Genomic DNA, 15,355 nt, shown 5'->3' with positions numbered 1-15,355 from the left:
TTGTCCGGGCGGCGATTGCCAAGGCCGTTTTTGCGCTGTACATGTGTTCAGCATAAAGAAACGGGAGAGGCGGCCAGATGGCTATCCGCTTTGAAGACATCAAGGACCACATCGGCTCACGCGTGGTCTGGGACGACCGCGCCGACGTATTCACCCCCGAGGCGGCCAGGGCGATCCGCGCCAAGGTTGAGGAACGCACCGTGGTGGTGTTCCCCGAACTGAACCTGACCGATGCCGAGCAACTCGAAATCACCAACCTGATGGGTGAGAAGGTGCGCCTGACCGCGGCAACAATGTCCAGTCGAACGATGAGGACGTCTATCAGGTCACGCTGGACGAGAAGATCAATCCGCAGCCTGAATATGTGCTGGGCACGTTCTTCTGGCACATGGACGGCATCACCGTGGACATGCCGCCGCCCTTCGCGACGCTGCTGTCCTGCCGCATCGCCCCGGACAAGGGGGGCGAGACCGAGTTCGCCAGCACTTACGCGGCCTACGAAGGGCTGTCGGATGAGGAAAAGGGCGAGCTTGATGGGATGAAGGCCGTTCACTCGGTACGCGCCAGCCTCTCGCCGATTGCCGACGCCATTCCCGAAAAGCACCGGGAGCGGATTCTGGGGATCGGTCTGGTCAAGGAGCATCCGCTGGTCTGGACGCACGAGTCCGGGCGCAAGTCGCTGGTGATCGGTACGACCGCCGATCACATTGTCGGGATGGATGTGCCGGCGGGCCGCGCGATGCTGATCCGCTTGCAGGAATGGGCGGCCCAGCCGGCGTTCTCGCTACGGCACAAGTGGACCAAGGGCGACTTCGTGATCTGGGACAACACCGGCGCGATGCACCGCGCGATCCCTTACGACAAGTCGACCGGACGCATGATGCACCGCACCTCAATCGCCGGGACCGAGGCAGTCGCCGCCTGACTTACTTCTCCAGCGCCTCGCGCTGGTAGCATTCGACGACGAGGCTGATCGGCGTGCCATCCGGCAGGCGCAGCAGCGCCCGGTGCGTGAGGAACGTACCGGGCGGGCAGCCTTCAAGGCGGCCATGCCGCGATTCTAACCGCTCTCGCGTGAAGTGCAGCGGGGCGACGACTTTGCCGAACGGGGTGTCCGTATCGGCCAGCGCCTTGTTCATCGCATCGGTCAGCCGGGCGGGCACGAACCAGTTGTGCGCTTCGGACAATGTCACGCCGTCGCAGGTCAGCCGGACATGGCGATAACCCAGCGGCTGATCGCCGGGAACTTCCAGCAGTGCGCGGGCGTCGGAGGGCAGGGCGGCGTCCTCGCCTTTCACCGGCATGGCGGTGACAACCGGTGCGTCGGCGCTGCGATGCGCGATGCACCACTCGCCCAGCGCCGCCGTAGCGCTGTCATTGCGGGCGAGCAGACGTTCGAATTCGGCCTCTTGCGGCGCGGCACCGGCAAGGAAGATCGGGGCGAGGGCGATGAGGCTAGATCCCACCGGGCACGGCCGCCTTGCCCAGCGCGGCCAGCCCTTCGACCAGCGTGCGGGTGCAGGCGGCAAGTTCTTCGGCATCGACCGAGCGGATCACGAAGTTGGCGCCGGTGCGGCCTTCGCCCCAGAACGGGTAGGAGCCGATCTGGCAGCCTTCGAAGGCTTTCTCCGTGTCGCGCAGCAGGTCCGCCACTTCGCTTTCGCCCACCCAGCAGCCGACCGTTTCGGAAAGCAGCGGGGCGCCGCCGTCCAGCGTGCCGGTCAGCGCGTCGAGCATACCCGCGGTAATGCTGGGCACGCCGGCCATGATGAACACGTTGTCGTAGCGGATGCCTGGCGCGCCGGTGTAGCGGTTGGGGATCAGGCTGGCGCCTTCGGGCGTGCGCGCCATGCGCAGACGCGCTTCGGTCAGCCCGCCGCGCGTCTCGTAATAGGTTTCCAGGATCGCCCGCGCTTCGGGGTGGACGATCACGGGGACGCCCAGTGCTTCGGCAATGGCGTCCACGGTGATGTCGTCGTGTGTCGGGCCGATGCCGCCGGTGGTGAAGAGATAGTCGTTGCGCGCGCGCAGCAGGTTCACCGCTTCGACGATGGCGGGGGTATCGTCCGCCACCACGCGCACTTCCTTGAGGCGGATGCCTTGCACCTGCAACCAGGCGGCGACCTGGGCGATGTTCTTGTCGTGGGTTCGGCCCGAGAGAATCTCGTCGCCGATGACGACGAGGGCGGCGGTGTAGATACGCGGCGAATCGACCATGCCGCATTGGCTAGCCGACCCGAACGAACACCGCCACCCGTCGGCGTCGTCAATCGTCGGACGGCATGACGATAAACTGCTCCCAGGCACCATGCGCGCCGGGATCGGCATACGTCGAGACGGCCAGCTTGCGCTTGCCGAAGGTGGCGACGAACGTACGGTTGACGAAACCGCCGCGCAGCTTCGGCTTGCCCGCCGGTTCGAACGCGGTGAGCGGGCCGAGCGGCGCCAGGCTTTCGCGATAGTCCTTGCGCACCGCGCCGGAGAAATAGTCTTGCGCGTGGGCGGTGAAGTGCGCGGCTTCGAACTTGCCGGCCACCAGCGCTTCCAGTTCGGCGCGGGCGTCGGCGGTGCGGGCGGTTTCGCCGCTGTCGAGCGGCAAGTCGCGCGGCATCACGATGTCGGCGATCGCGGACGTGACGGTGCCCGTCACCGCGCCGAAATCGGCATTGGTGAGCACGACGATGGCGACATCGCTGTCGGGATACATCGTCGCCTGCGAGAGGAAGCCGGTCGATTCGCCGCCGTGGTTGATGATCCGGCGGCCATCGGCCGTGCGGGTGAAGACGCCGAGGCCGTAGGAACTGTTGGTGCCGTCGGCGAGGATCACCGGGGCCTCCTGCTCTTCCCAATCGGCGGCGGGAAGCAGGGTGCGGTGGAGGCGGGCGATGTCCCAGCGCGCCAGATCGGAGGCGGTCATCGAGATCTCGCCGGCAGCCCAGAGCCAGCCCGAGGCGGGCGGCGTGGCCGCAACCACCGGGCCGAGCGCATAGCGGTGATAGCCCTGCGGGAAACCGGGCTTGTTGGTATCGTCCAGCTTCAGCGGATGCAGGCCGAGGGGCTGGAACAGCTCACGCTCGAACTGCTCCCACAGCGGGGCGCCGCCTGCCTTCTCCGCGATCAGGCCGGCGACGACATAGCCGGTGTTCGAATATTGCCAGCGCGTGCCGGGCTTGTAGTCCAGCGGCGCGGTGCCCCAGCGCTTGACGATCTCCTCCGGCTTCACCGGGGTGCGCATGTCGACAAAATCGTAGTCCTGCGGCCAGAAATCGCGCAGGCCCGAGGTGTGCGAGAGCAACTGGCGGATGGTGATCTCTTCCCCGCCGGATACGCCGGCAAGGTACTTGGAAACCGTGTCGTCCAGCGAGAGCTTGCCCTGATCGCGCAGCTTGAGGATCAGCGCGCCGAGGAACTGCTTGGAGTTGGAGGCGATCTGGTAGGGCTGGTCGATCCGCGCGGGCATGTTGTCGCCCGCCTTGCCCCAGGCCCTGGCAAATACGATCTGACCGCCGCGCGCGATGGCGACCTGCGCGGAGGGCACGCCGCTGTGGGCGAGAGCCTTGGTCACGGCTGCGTCGATGGCCGTTTCCTGCACGGGCGTGAGCGCGGCACTGGTCGAGGGCACGGCGGCAACGGGTTGCGGCGGGGGAGCGGCGGCAAGAGTGGTCGGGGCGAGGATGAGTGCGCCGGCAGTGAGCAGGCGGGCAAGGGCGGTGCGGTTCATGGCGTGACGCTACAGCCCGCGCGGCCAAACTCAATTGCGATTTCCACGGCGATTACCGCGCGGACGCCGGGCAAAAAGAAAGGGCCGATCCGAAGACCAGCCCGTAGAAGTTTGGGAGAGGATGCCTGAAAGGCCTGATCCTTATGCGGTCAGACAGGCTTTGCTGCAAATGCGAAAAAATGGAGCATGATTGCGCATGGCGCAACTGATCGCGTGGGCGAAATGGCCAAATTGCGTGCTTGTGGTTTGATGGAATTGCATTCCCGGCGGATTTCTGCGGTTTCGGGCGCGCGGAACTGGCTTGTCGCTTCGCTGCCATGCAGAGGCAGGGCGTCTTGCTGTCGGGTAGGCAGGCGCGGTTCGCGCCGAGGTCTTTCAGAAGGGGCGGGAGAGCCAAATCCTGTCCAGTTACCGGCGCGATGCGCAGCGGACAATGTGGAGCGGCGTGCAAAATTGACCCCCTTAGCGGGGTGATCGGCGTCTAAAATTGACCCCCTTCATCTCATTGTGAGAAGCGCCGCCGTTTCGGTTCCGGACGGCGGGTACAGGGATGTTGGTTGTGGAGACGATTACGAGGATCCGTCGGGAGCACCGGGACGGTAAGCCGATCAAGGCGATAGCGCGGGATTTGCGGCTGTCGCGCAACACGGTGCGCAAGGCGATCCGGGCGCCGAACGCGGATGCCAGTTACGAGCGCAAGGAACAGCATCGGCCGCAGACCGGCCCTTTCAGCACTCGCCTGGAAGAACTGCTTGAAGAGAACGAAGGGCTGCCCCGGCGTGACCGGCTTCGCATGACGCGGATCCATGATCTGCTTCAGCGCGAAGGGTTTGGCGGCTCTTATGACGCTGTGCGGCGCTATGCTGCACGCTGGAAGCGTGAGCGTCGCGTTGACGCCGGCGATATGACCAAGGCGTTCATCCCGTTGATGTACCGGCCCGGCGAGGCTTACCAGTTCGACTGGAGCCATGAGGACGTCGAGATCGCCGGCAAGCCAATGCGCGTGAAGGTCGCGCATATGCGGTTTTGCTGGTCACGGGCACCATTTGTCCGTGCCTATCCTCGCGAGACGCAAGAGATGGTGTTCGACGCACATGCCCGCGCCTTTGCCTTCTTCGGTGGGATTCCGACGCGCGGCATCTACGACAATATGAAGACGGCGGTGACGACGGTGTTCACCGGCAAGGAACGCCTGTTCAACCGGCGGTTTCTGATCATGACGGACCACTATCGCGTTGAGCCGGTGGCCTGTAGTCCTGCCGCAGGGTGGGAGAAGGGTCAGGTCGAGAACCAGGTTCAGACCAGTAGGGAGCGCCTGTTCAAGCCGCGCCTGCGCTTTGCCAGCCTCGAGGAACTGAACATCTGGCTGGAAGCCGAGTGCCGGCGCTGGGCGGAACGCAACCAGCATCCTGACCAGGAAGGCATGACGATCGCGCAGGCGCTGGAGGTGGAGCGGCCGATGCTGCAACCGCTACCGGTTCCCTTCGACGGGTTCTTCGAGAGCGAACACGTAGCCAGTTCGACGTGCCTCGTGAGCTTCGATCGCAATCGGTACTCGGTGATGGCAAAGGCGGCCCATCAGGCTGTGCAGGTGCGGGCCTATGCAACGCGCATCGTGATCCGCTGCGACGGCGCTGTCGTGGCCGAACACGAACGGGTCTTCGGCCGGAACCAGACAATCTTCGATCCATGGCACTACCTGCCCATCCTCGCCCGCAAGCCCGGTGCGTTGCGCAATGGTGCTCCCTTCCAGGACTGGGCTCTCCCACCTGCACTGGCCCAATTGCGGCGTAAGTTGGGCAAGGGCGACGATGCCGACCGGCGCTTTGTACGCGTCCTCGCCGCTGTCCCCGAAGATGGCCTGGAGGCTGTCGAGGCCGCAGTGCGCGAGGCACTCAGCGCCGGTACTATCAGCGACGAGATCATCCTCAACATCCTGTCCCGTCGCCGCGAGCCTCATGATGCCCAGGCTATGGACGTCGTCGTCAACCTGAAGCTCAAGCATCCGCCAGAGGCGAACTGCGGCCGCTACGATACCGTGCGAGACCTCGATGCAGCGGCATGAGATCATGGCCGCCCTCAAGGGGCTGGGGCTCAAGGGCATGGTGGCGGCCTTCGATGATGCCGTCACCAACGGCATCCGCCGAGACAGAACGGTCATGGAGATGTTGGGCGACCTGTTGCGTGCGGAGACGGCGCACCGGGATGCGGCATCGATCCGTTATCGCATGACCGCAGCCAAGCTTCCGGCGATCAAGGACCTGGATGGGTTCATGTTCGATGGCACGCCGATCAACGAAGGACTGATCCGCTCGCTTCATACGGGCTCGTTCCTGCCGGAACGGCGCAATATCGTGCTGATCGGCGGAACAGGCACGGGCAAGACTCATCTGGCTCTCGCCATCACCGCCGCAGTGGTGCGCGCCGGTGCCAGAGGCCGATACTTCAATACGGTCGATCTGGTGAACCGGCTTGAGGAAGAGGCTCGCCTGGGCAAGGCCGGCAGCCTTGCCACCCAACTCTCGCGGCTTGATCTCGTGGTGCTTGACGAGCTCGGCTACCTGCCGTTCGCCCGGTCCGGTGGCCAGATGCTCTTCCACCTGATCAGCAAGCTCTACGAAAAGACCTCGGTCATTATCACGACCAATCTCGCCTTCGGCGAATGGCCGAGCGTCTTCCACGACCCCAAGATGACCACCGCTCTTCTCGATCGCATCACGCACCACTGCGACATCATCGAGACGGGCAATGACAGCTGGCGGTTCAAAAACCGGAACTGAGCCGAAAACCCCTTCCCCCGGACCCCCATCCCCGGCGGTTAACCCGGTGGGTCAACAGGGACCTCCCACGGACGCCGCCGCCAGCACACCTGACGGTGCGCGTCGTCGTCCGTGGGCCCCTCCTATCGACTACCGGGATAACCGCCAGACTACCGAAAGGTGGGGTCAATATTGGGCGCCGATAGGGGGTCAGTTTTGCGCGCCGGTTGACAGCGGACAAAAAAGAAGGGCCGGTCCGAAGACCAGCCCCTTGGAAAGTTTTTGGGAGAGGATGCCTGAAAGGCCCGCTCCATATGCTCGTGCAGCCGATTCTCCGCAAACGCGAAAAATGGGAGCGTTATTGCGTTTCATGCAATTAAGATCGGAGGGAAGTCGCGGAAATGCGTGAAGCGTGTTTGACCGAAATGCATTTCCGAAGTCTTTTGACGGAGTAATGCCTTGTCGAACCGTGGTTTTGCCATCGCGGTTTTTGCTCATCCGGGCGCCGGAGTGGCTTGGCCAGTCACCGGCGCGACGCTGTCTCGAGGGTAAGGGCAGGGGTGGCGAACCGGTCGGAAAAGTACCGGACGCGTCAACAGGGGTAGCGCAAAGGCTCGTTGCCGCGCGCCACAGGCAAAAAAAGAAGGGCCGGTCCGAAGACCAGCCCCTTTGGAAAGTTTTTGGGAGAGGATGCCTGAAAGGCCCGCTCCATATGCGTGTCGGAGCGATTCTTCGCAAACGCGAAAAAATCGCTATTAATTGCAAAATGCGCAATTATGAGCCGCGGAGCCGATAGGGGTCAGCCCTGGGTCAATGCTCCATAAAGGTCGTGTTCGTCAGCATCCTCGACAAGAACGTCAATGATATCACCGACTTGCACATCACCCACGTTGCGCAGGAAGACGTTGCCGTCGATCTCGGGTGCATCGGCCTGCGAGCGGGCGGTTGCACCGATTTCGCCGTCTTCGTCCGGTTCGCCCACTTCGTCGATGATCACCGGGATCACGCGGCCGACCTTGGCCTGAAGCTTTGCGGCGCTGATCGCGGCGGTCTTTTCCATGATCCGCGCGTAACGCTCTTCCTTCACCTCTTCCGGGACCGGATTGGGCAGGGTGTTGGCGGACGCACCCTCGACGGGTTCGAAACGGAAGGCGCCGACGCGGTCGAGCTGGGCTTCGTCCAGCCAGTCCAGCAGATACTGGAAGTCTTCCTCGGTCTCGCCGGGGAAGCCGACCACGAAGCTGGAGCGGATGGCGATATCCGGGCAGATCTCGCGCCACTTGTGCAGGCGGTCGAGCACCTTGGCCTCGTTGGCCGGGCGCTTCATCGACTTGAGCACCGAAGGCGCGGCGTGCTGGAACGGAATGTCGAGGTAGGGCGTGATCAGCCCTTCGGCCATCAGCGGGATCACCGCGTCGACATGCGGATAGGGGTAGACGTAGTGCAGGCGCACCCAAGGCGCGCGGCCCTGCGCATCCTTCAGCTGGCCGAGCTCACGGGCGAGATCGGTCATGTGGGTGCGGACTTCGCGGTCCTTCCACGTGCGGGGCTCATGGCGGACATCGACGCCATAGGCCGAGGTGTCCTGGCTGATCACCAGCAGTTCGCGGGTTCCGGCCTGGACCAGCTTTTCCGCCTCGCGCAGCACCGCGTCGATACGGCGGCTCGCCAGCTTCCCGCGCAGCGACGGGATGATGCAGAACGAGCACGCGTGGTTGCAGCCTTCCGAGATCTTCAGATAGCTGTAGTGGCGCGGGGTCAGCTTCACACCGGCTTCGTCATAGGCCTGCGGGATCAGGTCGACATAGGGCGAAAGCTCGGGCGGGGCGGCGTCGTGCACGGCCTCGACCACCGCTTCGTACTGATGCGCGCCGGTGACGGCGAGCACGTCCGGGAAGCGGGCGCGGATCACGTCGGCCTCGTTGCCCATGCAGCCGGTGACGATCACGCGGCCGTTTTCGGCAATGGCTTCACCGATTGCGGCCAGGCTCTCTTCCTTCGCGGAATCGAGGAAACCACAGGTGTTGACGAGCACGACGTCGGCCCCGGCATAGTCCGGGCTCATCGTGTAGCCATCGGCGCGCAGGCGGGTGAGGATGCGTTCGGAGTCGACAAGCGCCTTGGGGCAGCCGAGGCTGACCATGCCGACCTTGGGCGGGGAGGGGATTTCAATAGCCATAGGAATGGCGCGCCCGATACTCCGATTGCGCGCCGGAGTCACGAATTGAATGGAATCCGGGCGAGTCGGTTCCTGCAGGTCTCGCCGCGATTGTTCCGCGCGGACCATGCGCCTATCCCGCAAGTCATGGAAATCACGATCACCAAGGGCCTTGCGGGCGACCATATCGCGATCCGCCGTGTCTCGGGCGAGGTCATCGAAACCACGTTCCCGAAGAAGGGGCCGGTGCCGCATGACGCCGTTCATTTCTTCGTCGAGCAGGGACTGGGATTCGCACGCGGCTTCTGGGGACTGGTGGCCGAGGGGCGCCATCCCGAAGAACTGGCCGAACTCGCCAAGGCAGGCGGCCACGCCAGCGCCGCGCGGGCGCGCGAGCCTGATGCGGAGATCGTCGAGCTGCTTCAGGCCGAACGTCTGGTCGAATGTTTCGAGGCGGACCTGTGGTCGGGCGGCTGCGATGACGAGGCGCTGATGGCCATGGCGCGGACCGCTTGCGAGAGTTCCTTCGTGCCGTTACCGCCGTCATTGCAGACCACGGCGCAACGGGATGCGCTGGGCCGGGTGCGCGATGCCATTGCCGCGTTCGCCTGCGACTGGATCGATGGCGGCGAAGGTTTTGTCGCGCGGCTCGATTGGCCGGAAGCGGCCTGATGGACGAAAGGGAATTGCAATGGGTCCGGTAAATTGGCTGGCTGTGGTCCTCGCGGCGGCGCTGGCTGTCGTGGTGGGATTTGTCTGGAACGGCCCGCCGTTCCAGGATGGACGCCGCCTCTCGCCCGGCAAGTCGACACTGGCGGGCAATTATGGGCTTGTGTGCTTCGTGTTCCTGATCAGCTCGATCATGCTCGGCCACAACTTCGCGCGGATCGGCGCGGAGACGCTGGCAGTGAAGCCCTGGCTCTATTTCATGCAGACCGGCGGCGTCGCCATCGCCTTTGTCATCCCTGCGGTCTGGCTGACCCATGTGCGTAATCGCATGGAGCCGCTGCGGCGGGTGATGGATTGCCTGTTCTGGCTGACGGCCTACCTTGCCATGGGACTGGTGTTCTGGGCGCTGTCCTGACGATCCGTTCCGGACGAGTCTGCCTGCGACGGCCGGGTGGGGGCGATTTCCACCACCACGTCGCCGGTCTGTAGGACCTTTGCCTCGTCCTCCCAGAAGCCGATCGTGCGCGCGCCGCGATAGATGCGCAGGCCGCGCCCGCCGGTGACGAGCTGGTCCAGCGTGCCGCCGACTTCGGACGGTTCGACCGCACGCTCCACCAGTTGCACGCGCCCGGCCACCGAGGCGAGGTCGGACATGTATTCGGCCACGTGCTGCCCTTCCGCTGAGCCCGCGAGCAGCAGTCCGGTGAAGCGCACCGGGTTGATGACGTTGTTGGCGCCTGCCTGGCGGGCCAGCAGTTCGTTGTCGTCTGCGCGGATGACGACGGTGATCGGCACGCGCGGCGCCAGATGGCGCGCGGTCAGCACGATCAGCACGGACGTATCGTCGCGCCCGGCCGAAACCAGCACCGACTGGGCCGTGCCGACACGCACCGCGTTCTGGATCTCGTCGCGCGAGGCGTCGCCTTGCAGGACGTTGCAACCGAGTTCTTCGGCCCGTGCAAGCCGTGCCTGATCGGGGTCGACGACAACGATTCGCGATGCCTCGGTGCCCCGCTCGATGAGCTCCTTGACCGCTTCCGAGCCGCTGACCCCGAAGCCGAGGACGACGATATGGCCTTCGAGCCGTTCCTGGATGCGCTTCATCCGCCAGGTCTCCCAGCTTCGCTTGATGATGAAATTGTAGGCGGTGCCCACGAAAATGGTGATCACCGCAAGGCGGATCGGCGTGACCAGCACCGCCTCGATCAGGCGGGCGCGGTCGCTCACCGGGGCGATGTCGCCAAAGCCGGTCGTGGTGATCGAGATCATCGTGAAATAGACGACGTCGAGGAAGCTGATCACCCCGTCATGCGTGTCCTTCAGGCCCGCGCGGTCGGTCCAGTGGACCATGATGACGATGAAGATCAGGAAAAACGCGCCGCCCAGCCGCAGCGCGAGGTCGGCCCAGACCGGCACCGCGAGCGCCCGGCGCAGCGGCTTGAACGAAGGGGAGGCAGGGCGCCGTTTCGACATGCGGCGAGGAACTTACGGGGCCTTGGGCAAGGCGTCCAGCGGATCGACGGGTTTGCCGTCCTGGCGCACTTCGAAGTGCAGTTCGTCACCCTTGGCAAGACCGGTGCTGCCGACGAGGCCGACTCGCTCGCCGGCGGCGACCTTGGCGCCTTCCTTTACGGTGACGCGGCTGAGGAAACCATAGGCGGTGAACCAGCCGTTGCCGTGATCCAGTACGACGAGGTTGCCGAACTGCTCCTTCTCGGCGCCCGCAAACTTCACGATGCCGGCGGCGGCGGCGCGCACCATGGTGCCCTGCGGGGCCTTGATGTCGATGCCGTCATGGGGATTGCCGCTCGCGGCGAACTTGCGGCGCACTTCGCCGGTCACCGGCCAGAGGAAACGCACGGCGGCGGGTTGGGCCGTTTTCACGGGCTGGGCCGCTGCCGCAGGGATGGGAGCGGGGCCAGCCCTGGCATCGACCAGCGTCGGGATCAGCAGCGACTGTCCCGCCTTGACCGGCGCTGCGGCGTCGAGCCCGTTGGCAAGCGCGATCTGTTCCCACGGCACGGCATATTTCAGCGAGATCGAAAAGCCGGTGTCACCGGCCTTCACGGTGTGGCGGCGCGTGCGCGGGATCTTGAGCTTCTGGCCGGTGCGTACGGCGTAGGGTGGTTGCAGGCCGTTCGCCTCGATGATGAGCACGCGGGCGACACCGGCGCGCTGGGCGATGCCGCCGAGGGTTTCGCCGGGGGCGACCGCGTGGACTTCCTCGGTTTCGGCGCTGACGGCGGCGGCCTTGCTGGCAACCGCCTGCGCGCTGGCGGCAGTCCGGCTCGTCGCTGTTGGCGCCGGGCGCGGCTTTGCCGTGGGCGCAGGGGCAGGGGCAGCTGCGCGGGGAATGGCCAGCTTCTGCCCGACTTTCACCACGTAGGGTTCCTTGAGTCCGTTGGCCTTGACGATGGCCGAGGCGGCCACGCCCGCGCGGTTGGCGATACCGTTCAGCGTCTCCCCCTGTTCGACGACATGGACGCTTTCGTCCTTCGTCGACGCCAGCACGGGCGCGCCGGGCAGGACCAGTGCCGCAAGGACCAGGAACGAGGAGGGGAGCGCGCGGCGCATCATGCCTGGTAACGGCTCGCGATCTGCGCCAGCGAGGCGTCGTGGGTGAGGTCGAGCTGGAGCGGGGTCACCGCGATGTAACCCTCGGCAATCGCTTCGAGGTCGGTGTTGTGGCCGAGGGTATGCTCGATGCCGTGAAGGCCGAACCAGAAGTAGGGGAAACCGCGCGGGTCCATGCCTTCTACCACCGAGCCGCGCGCATAGTCGTGGAAGCCTTGGCGGACCACGCGAATGCCCTTCACGTCGGCAGCCGCGAGCGGCGGGAAGTTCACGTTGATCAGCGTGCGCGGCGCGAAGGGCGCGTCGAGCAGGGGCCTGAGCACTTTGGCGCCCCATTCCTCGGCGGCCGAGAAGCTGACGTTGTTGCCAAGGCCTTCCCCGGCATAGACCTGGCTCAGCGCGATCGAGCGGATGCCCGCCAGTGCGCCCTCCATCGCGGCGGACACGGTGCCCGAATAGGTCACGTCATCGCCAAGATTGGCGCCGCGATTGACGCCCGAGAGGATCAGGTCCGGCGGTCCGGGCAGGGCCTTCCTGAGGCCCATGGTCACCGAATCGGTGGGCGTGCCGGTCACCGAGAAGCGCTTGGGCGCATGTTCGCGCATCCGCACCGGGCGGGTCAGCGTCAGCGAGTGGCCGGCGCCCGACTGTTCCTCGCTCGGCGCGCAGATCCAGATATCGTCCGAAAGCTGCGCGGCGATCTTTTCGAGGACGTAGAGGCCGGGGGCGTTGATGCCGTCGTCGTTGGTAAGCAGGATGCGCATGATGTCTCTCTAACTTGGCCGGGCGTTGACCCGCTTATCCGTCGACAAGCTCAGGCTGAGCCGGTCGAAGCCCCCTCGGAACGCAATCGGCAGGCGATCAGAACCGGGGTTCCAGCTTCTCGATCCCGCCCATCCAGGGCTTCAGCGCCTCGGGCACCAGCACCGAGCCGTCCTCCTGCTGGTAGTTTTCCAGCACGGCGACGAGGGTGCGGCCGACCGCGAGGCCCGAGCCGTTGAGGGTGTGCAGGAACTCGGTCTTCTTCGAGCCTTCCGGCTTGAAGCGCGCGTTCATGCGGCGGGCCTGGAAGTCGCCGCAGTTGGAAACCGAGCTGATCTCGCGGTAGGCGCCCTGACCCGGCAGCCAGACTTCGAGGTCGAAGGTCTTGTTGGCGGTGAAGCCCATGTCGCCCGAGCACAGCAGCACCTTGCGGTAGGGCAGTTCGAGCGCCTGCAGGATGCCCTCGGCGGCAGCGACCATCTTCTCGTGCTCGGCCTGCGACTGGTCGGGCTGGCAGACGGTGACCAGTTCGACTTTCTCGAACTGGTGCTGGCGGATGAACCCGCGCGTGTCACGGCCTGCCGAGCCGGCTTCGGAGCGGAAGCAGGGGGTGAGGGCGGTCATGCGCAGCGGCAGGGTTTGAGCGTCGACGATCTCGTCCTGCACGGCGTTGGTCAGCGAGACTTCGGCGGTCGGGATCAGCCAGCGGCCGTCCGTGGTTTTGAAAAGGTCTTCCGCGAACTTGGGAAGCTGGCCGGTGCCGAACACGGCCTCGTCCTTCACCAGCAGCGGGACGTTGCATTCCATGTAGCCGTTGGTGGCGGTCTGGGTGTCCAGCATGAACTGCGCGAGGGCGCGGTGCAGGCGGGCCATCTGGCCCTTGAGGAACGTGAAGCGCGCGCCGGAAAGCTTGGCGCCGGTCTCGAAATCGAGGCCGAGCGCGGGGCCGAGGTCGGCATGTTCCCTGGGCTGGAACGCGAAGGTGCCGGGCGTGCCCCACTTGGCGACTTCGAGGTTCTCGGTCTCGTCCGCGCCTTCCGGCACTTCGGCGACGGGGATGTTGGGCAGGCTGGCCAGCACGCTCTGAAGCTGGGCGGTGAGGTCCTTTTCCTCGGCTTCGAGGGTGGGGAGGACGTCCTTGAGCTGTGCTACTTCGGCCTTGAGCGCGTCGGCCGTGGCGGTGTCGCCCTGGCCCATGGCCTTGCCGATCGCCTTGGAGGCTTCGTTGCGGCGATTTTGCCCTTCCTGCATGCGCGTCGCGACCGAGCGGCGCTGCTCGTCGAGGGCGAGGATGTCAGCGGCCACGGGGGCAACCCCACGGCGGGCGAGGCCGGCGTCGAACCCTTCGGGATTCTCGCGGATCAGGCGGATGTCATGCATGGCGCGGGCTATGCCGCCTCAGGCCAAGGCGCGCAAGATTGCGGCAGCCGGTTTCAGCCGTTGTCGATCAGTGTTCTTGGGGAAAATGTCCGCCTGCTTCGGCCATTCCTGAGGAGGAATGGTGGGCGCGGCAGGGATTGAACCTGCGACCCCACCCGTGTGAAGGGTGTGCTCTACCACTGAGCTACGCGCCCGCCGAAAGGACCGTGTCCGTCGGGGAAGCGCGCCTCTAGATGAGTCGGATCGAATTGACAAGCGGTCATCTGCAATTAAATCGCGTGGCATGACCGAAGAGACCAAAACCGGCGCTGACGTGCCCCCCGATCACCTCGCCATCAACCCGAAGAGCCCGTTCTTCGACGAGGACAAGCTGAAGCGCGGCGTTGGCATCCGCTTCAAGGGCACCGTGCGTACCAATGTCGAGGAATATTGCATTTCCGAAGGCTGGGTCCGCGTGCAGGCCGGCAAGACGCTGGACCGCAAGGGCAATCCGCTGACGGTGAAGCTCATGGGGCCGGTCGAGGCCTGGTATGAGGACCTTGGCGAAGACGCGCCGGTCGCCAAGCTCTGAAGCTTTAATGCAAGACGGGCCGCTGCGAGGCGGCCCGTCTTTCCGATCAATACGTACCGGCGATGATGGCGCCGATGGGGTCGCCATGGCGGCCCTTTTTCTTTGCGGGCAGCGGCGGGGTCTGCGATTCGGGGTAGGCCGAGGCCGAGGCCGAGGCCGAGGTCGCCGCGAGCCGGGCCGCGCCGAGATCCTTCACGGTGCCCGGCTTGGCATTGTAGATGAAGCCCGAAACCGGCCAGTGGGTGGTGCCCAGGTTGTGGATCGGCGCATACCAGACGCGCACTTCGCTCCAGTCGTTTTCCGGCGAGACGTCGAGCACGGTGACGTTGCGTTCGACTTGTCCGCGCCGCCCGTTGATCGGTGACCAGTTGGCGTGGCTGACGAGGATGGTGCGCGAATCGACCACCCGGCTGACCGTCGCGACATGGCCGAGTTCGGAATTGGCGTAAGGCTGCATGGCCATGACCGCACCGACGCGCGGCGTGCGGCCGGTCGCGTAGCGTCCGCGCGCCTGCTGCCACCAGGTATGGGCATCGCCGAAGATGCGGATGCCCGAAGTCTGGCGCGCATAAGGCACGCATTCGAGATAGCCGGGGCCCTTGGCGGCATCGGTGCCGCCATCGACGCCGGCCATGGAATCGTCGATGACGCCGCTCGCCGCGGCCGGATCGATGGCTGGCGCGGCCGCTGCGAGAGCGAGGCCCAGCATGATGAATCTGCGGTAACCCTTCATGTTTGCCATGTTCGGGGAGCAGGGTTAG

General features: G+C 65.3%; 15 protein-coding genes and 1 tRNA gene. 6 read left to right on the top strand and 10 right to left on the bottom strand.

All coding sequences use genetic code 11. The annotated features are described in order from the left end of the window. Nucleotides 1–364: 364 nt before the first annotated feature. Entirely contained in the window at nt 365–925 is a 561-nt protein-coding gene (locus tag DM450_RS11545; protein ID WP_260609808.1) for a TauD/TfdA dioxygenase family protein, read from the top strand. Nucleotide 926: 1 nt separating this feature from the next. Here the strand turns inward: DM450_RS11545 and DM450_RS11540 are convergent, their stop codons facing one another. Genes DM450_RS11540 through DM450_RS11530 form a run of 3 tightly spaced genes read right to left on the bottom strand, consistent with a single transcriptional unit; the run spans nt 927 to nt 3,721 of the window. Next, entirely contained in the window at nt 927–1,466 is a 540-nt protein-coding gene (locus tag DM450_RS11540) for a chorismate--pyruvate lyase family protein (protein WP_142634952.1), read from the bottom strand. Then, nucleotides 1,456–2,217: a competence/damage-inducible protein A gene (locus DM450_RS11535; RefSeq protein WP_142634950.1), complete on the bottom strand. Its 762-nt coding sequence runs from the start codon at nt 2,215–2,217 to the stop codon at nt 1,456–1,458. The genes DM450_RS11540 and DM450_RS11535 overlap by 11 nt, the downstream gene beginning before the upstream one ends. 49 nt (nt 2,218–2,266) lie before the next feature. Beyond that, nucleotides 2,267–3,721, bottom strand: a complete 1,455-nt coding sequence (locus tag DM450_RS11530; protein WP_142634948.1) for a serine hydrolase — start codon at nt 3,719–3,721, stop codon at nt 2,267–2,269. A gap of 550 nt (nt 3,722–4,271) precedes the next feature. Here DM450_RS11530 and istA point away from each other — a divergent pair. Together istA and istB are read left to right on the top strand one after the other, a co-directional pair. Beyond that, complete coding sequence (gene istA / locus DM450_RS11525) at nt 4,272–5,786, top strand: IS21 family transposase (RefSeq protein ID WP_142632652.1); 1,515 nt, start codon at nt 4,272–4,274, stop codon at nt 5,784–5,786. Further along, the gene (gene istB, locus DM450_RS11520) at nt 5,773–6,501 is read left to right on the top strand and encodes an IS21-like element ISSsp4 family helper ATPase IstB (protein WP_013831348.1); all 729 of its coding nucleotides are present in this window, start codon (nt 5,773–5,775) and stop codon (nt 6,499–6,501) included. Before istA ends, istB begins: the two co-directional genes overlap by 14 nt. 778 nt (nt 6,502–7,279) lie before the next feature. On the opposite strand, the gene rimO is transcribed toward istB, so the two are convergent. Continuing rightward, nucleotides 7,280–8,659: a 30S ribosomal protein S12 methylthiotransferase RimO gene (rimO, locus tag DM450_RS11515; RefSeq protein WP_142634947.1), complete on the bottom strand. Its 1,380-nt coding sequence runs from the start codon at nt 8,657–8,659 to the stop codon at nt 7,280–7,282. A gap of 126 nt (nt 8,660–8,785) precedes the next feature. Here rimO and DM450_RS11510 point away from each other — a divergent pair, with 126 nt between their 5' ends. Further along, the gene (locus tag DM450_RS11510; protein WP_142634945.1) at nt 8,786–9,310 is read left to right on the top strand and encodes a hypothetical protein; all 525 of its coding nucleotides are present in this window, start codon (nt 8,786–8,788) and stop codon (nt 9,308–9,310) included. 19 nt (nt 9,311–9,329) lie between these two features. Continuing rightward, nucleotides 9,330–9,722 carry a DUF1761 domain-containing protein gene (locus DM450_RS11505; RefSeq protein WP_142634942.1) on the top strand — a complete coding sequence of 131 codons (393 nt, stop codon included), beginning with the start codon at nt 9,330–9,332 and terminating at the stop codon, nt 9,720–9,722. On the opposite strand, the gene DM450_RS11500 is transcribed toward DM450_RS11505, so the two are convergent. From DM450_RS11500 to DM450_RS11480, 5 genes are all read right to left on the bottom strand, one after another. Continuing rightward, nucleotides 9,683–10,780, bottom strand: a complete 1,098-nt coding sequence (locus DM450_RS11500) for a potassium channel family protein (RefSeq protein ID WP_142634940.1) — start codon at nt 10,778–10,780, stop codon at nt 9,683–9,685. The two genes, DM450_RS11505 and DM450_RS11500, sit on opposite strands and share 40 nt — an antisense overlap. 12 nt (nt 10,781–10,792) lie before the next feature. Then, a complete protein-coding gene (locus tag DM450_RS11495) occupies nt 10,793–11,884 on the bottom strand; it encodes a LysM peptidoglycan-binding domain-containing M23 family metallopeptidase (RefSeq protein ID WP_260609807.1) in 1,092 nt (363 codons plus the stop codon). Next, nucleotides 11,881–12,645 carry a 5'/3'-nucleotidase SurE gene (gene surE, locus DM450_RS11490; protein WP_142634938.1) on the bottom strand — a complete coding sequence of 255 codons (765 nt, stop codon included), beginning with the start codon at nt 12,643–12,645 and terminating at the stop codon, nt 11,881–11,883. The genes DM450_RS11495 and surE overlap by 4 nt, the downstream gene beginning before the upstream one ends. Before the next feature lie 97 nt (nt 12,646–12,742). Continuing rightward, nucleotides 12,743–14,023 carry a serine--tRNA ligase gene (gene serS, locus DM450_RS11485; RefSeq protein ID WP_142634936.1) on the bottom strand — a complete coding sequence of 427 codons (1,281 nt, stop codon included), beginning with the start codon at nt 14,021–14,023 and terminating at the stop codon, nt 12,743–12,745. A gap of 119 nt (nt 14,024–14,142) precedes the next feature. Continuing rightward, nucleotides 14,143–14,217: transfer RNA gene (locus tag DM450_RS11480), tRNA-Val, on the bottom strand. A gap of 89 nt (nt 14,218–14,306) precedes the next feature. Here DM450_RS11480 and DM450_RS11475 point away from each other — a divergent pair. Next, on the top strand, nt 14,307–14,594 hold the full coding sequence (locus DM450_RS11475; protein WP_142634934.1) for a DUF3297 family protein: 288 nt from the start codon (nt 14,307–14,309) through the stop codon (nt 14,592–14,594). Between the two features lie 46 nt (nt 14,595–14,640). On the opposite strand, the gene DM450_RS11470 is transcribed toward DM450_RS11475, so the two are convergent. After that, nucleotides 14,641–15,303, bottom strand: coding sequence for a CHAP domain-containing protein (locus DM450_RS11470; protein ID WP_260609806.1), 663 nt, complete (start codon nt 15,301–15,303; stop codon nt 14,641–14,643). Between the last annotated feature and the right edge of the window lie 52 nt (nt 15,304–15,355).

Source organism: Sphingomonas sp. IC081, from assembly GCF_006874585.1.
Lineage (GTDB): Bacteria > Pseudomonadota > Alphaproteobacteria > Sphingomonadales > Sphingomonadaceae > Novosphingobium.
This window is presented reverse-complemented; position numbering and strand designations above follow the sequence as displayed.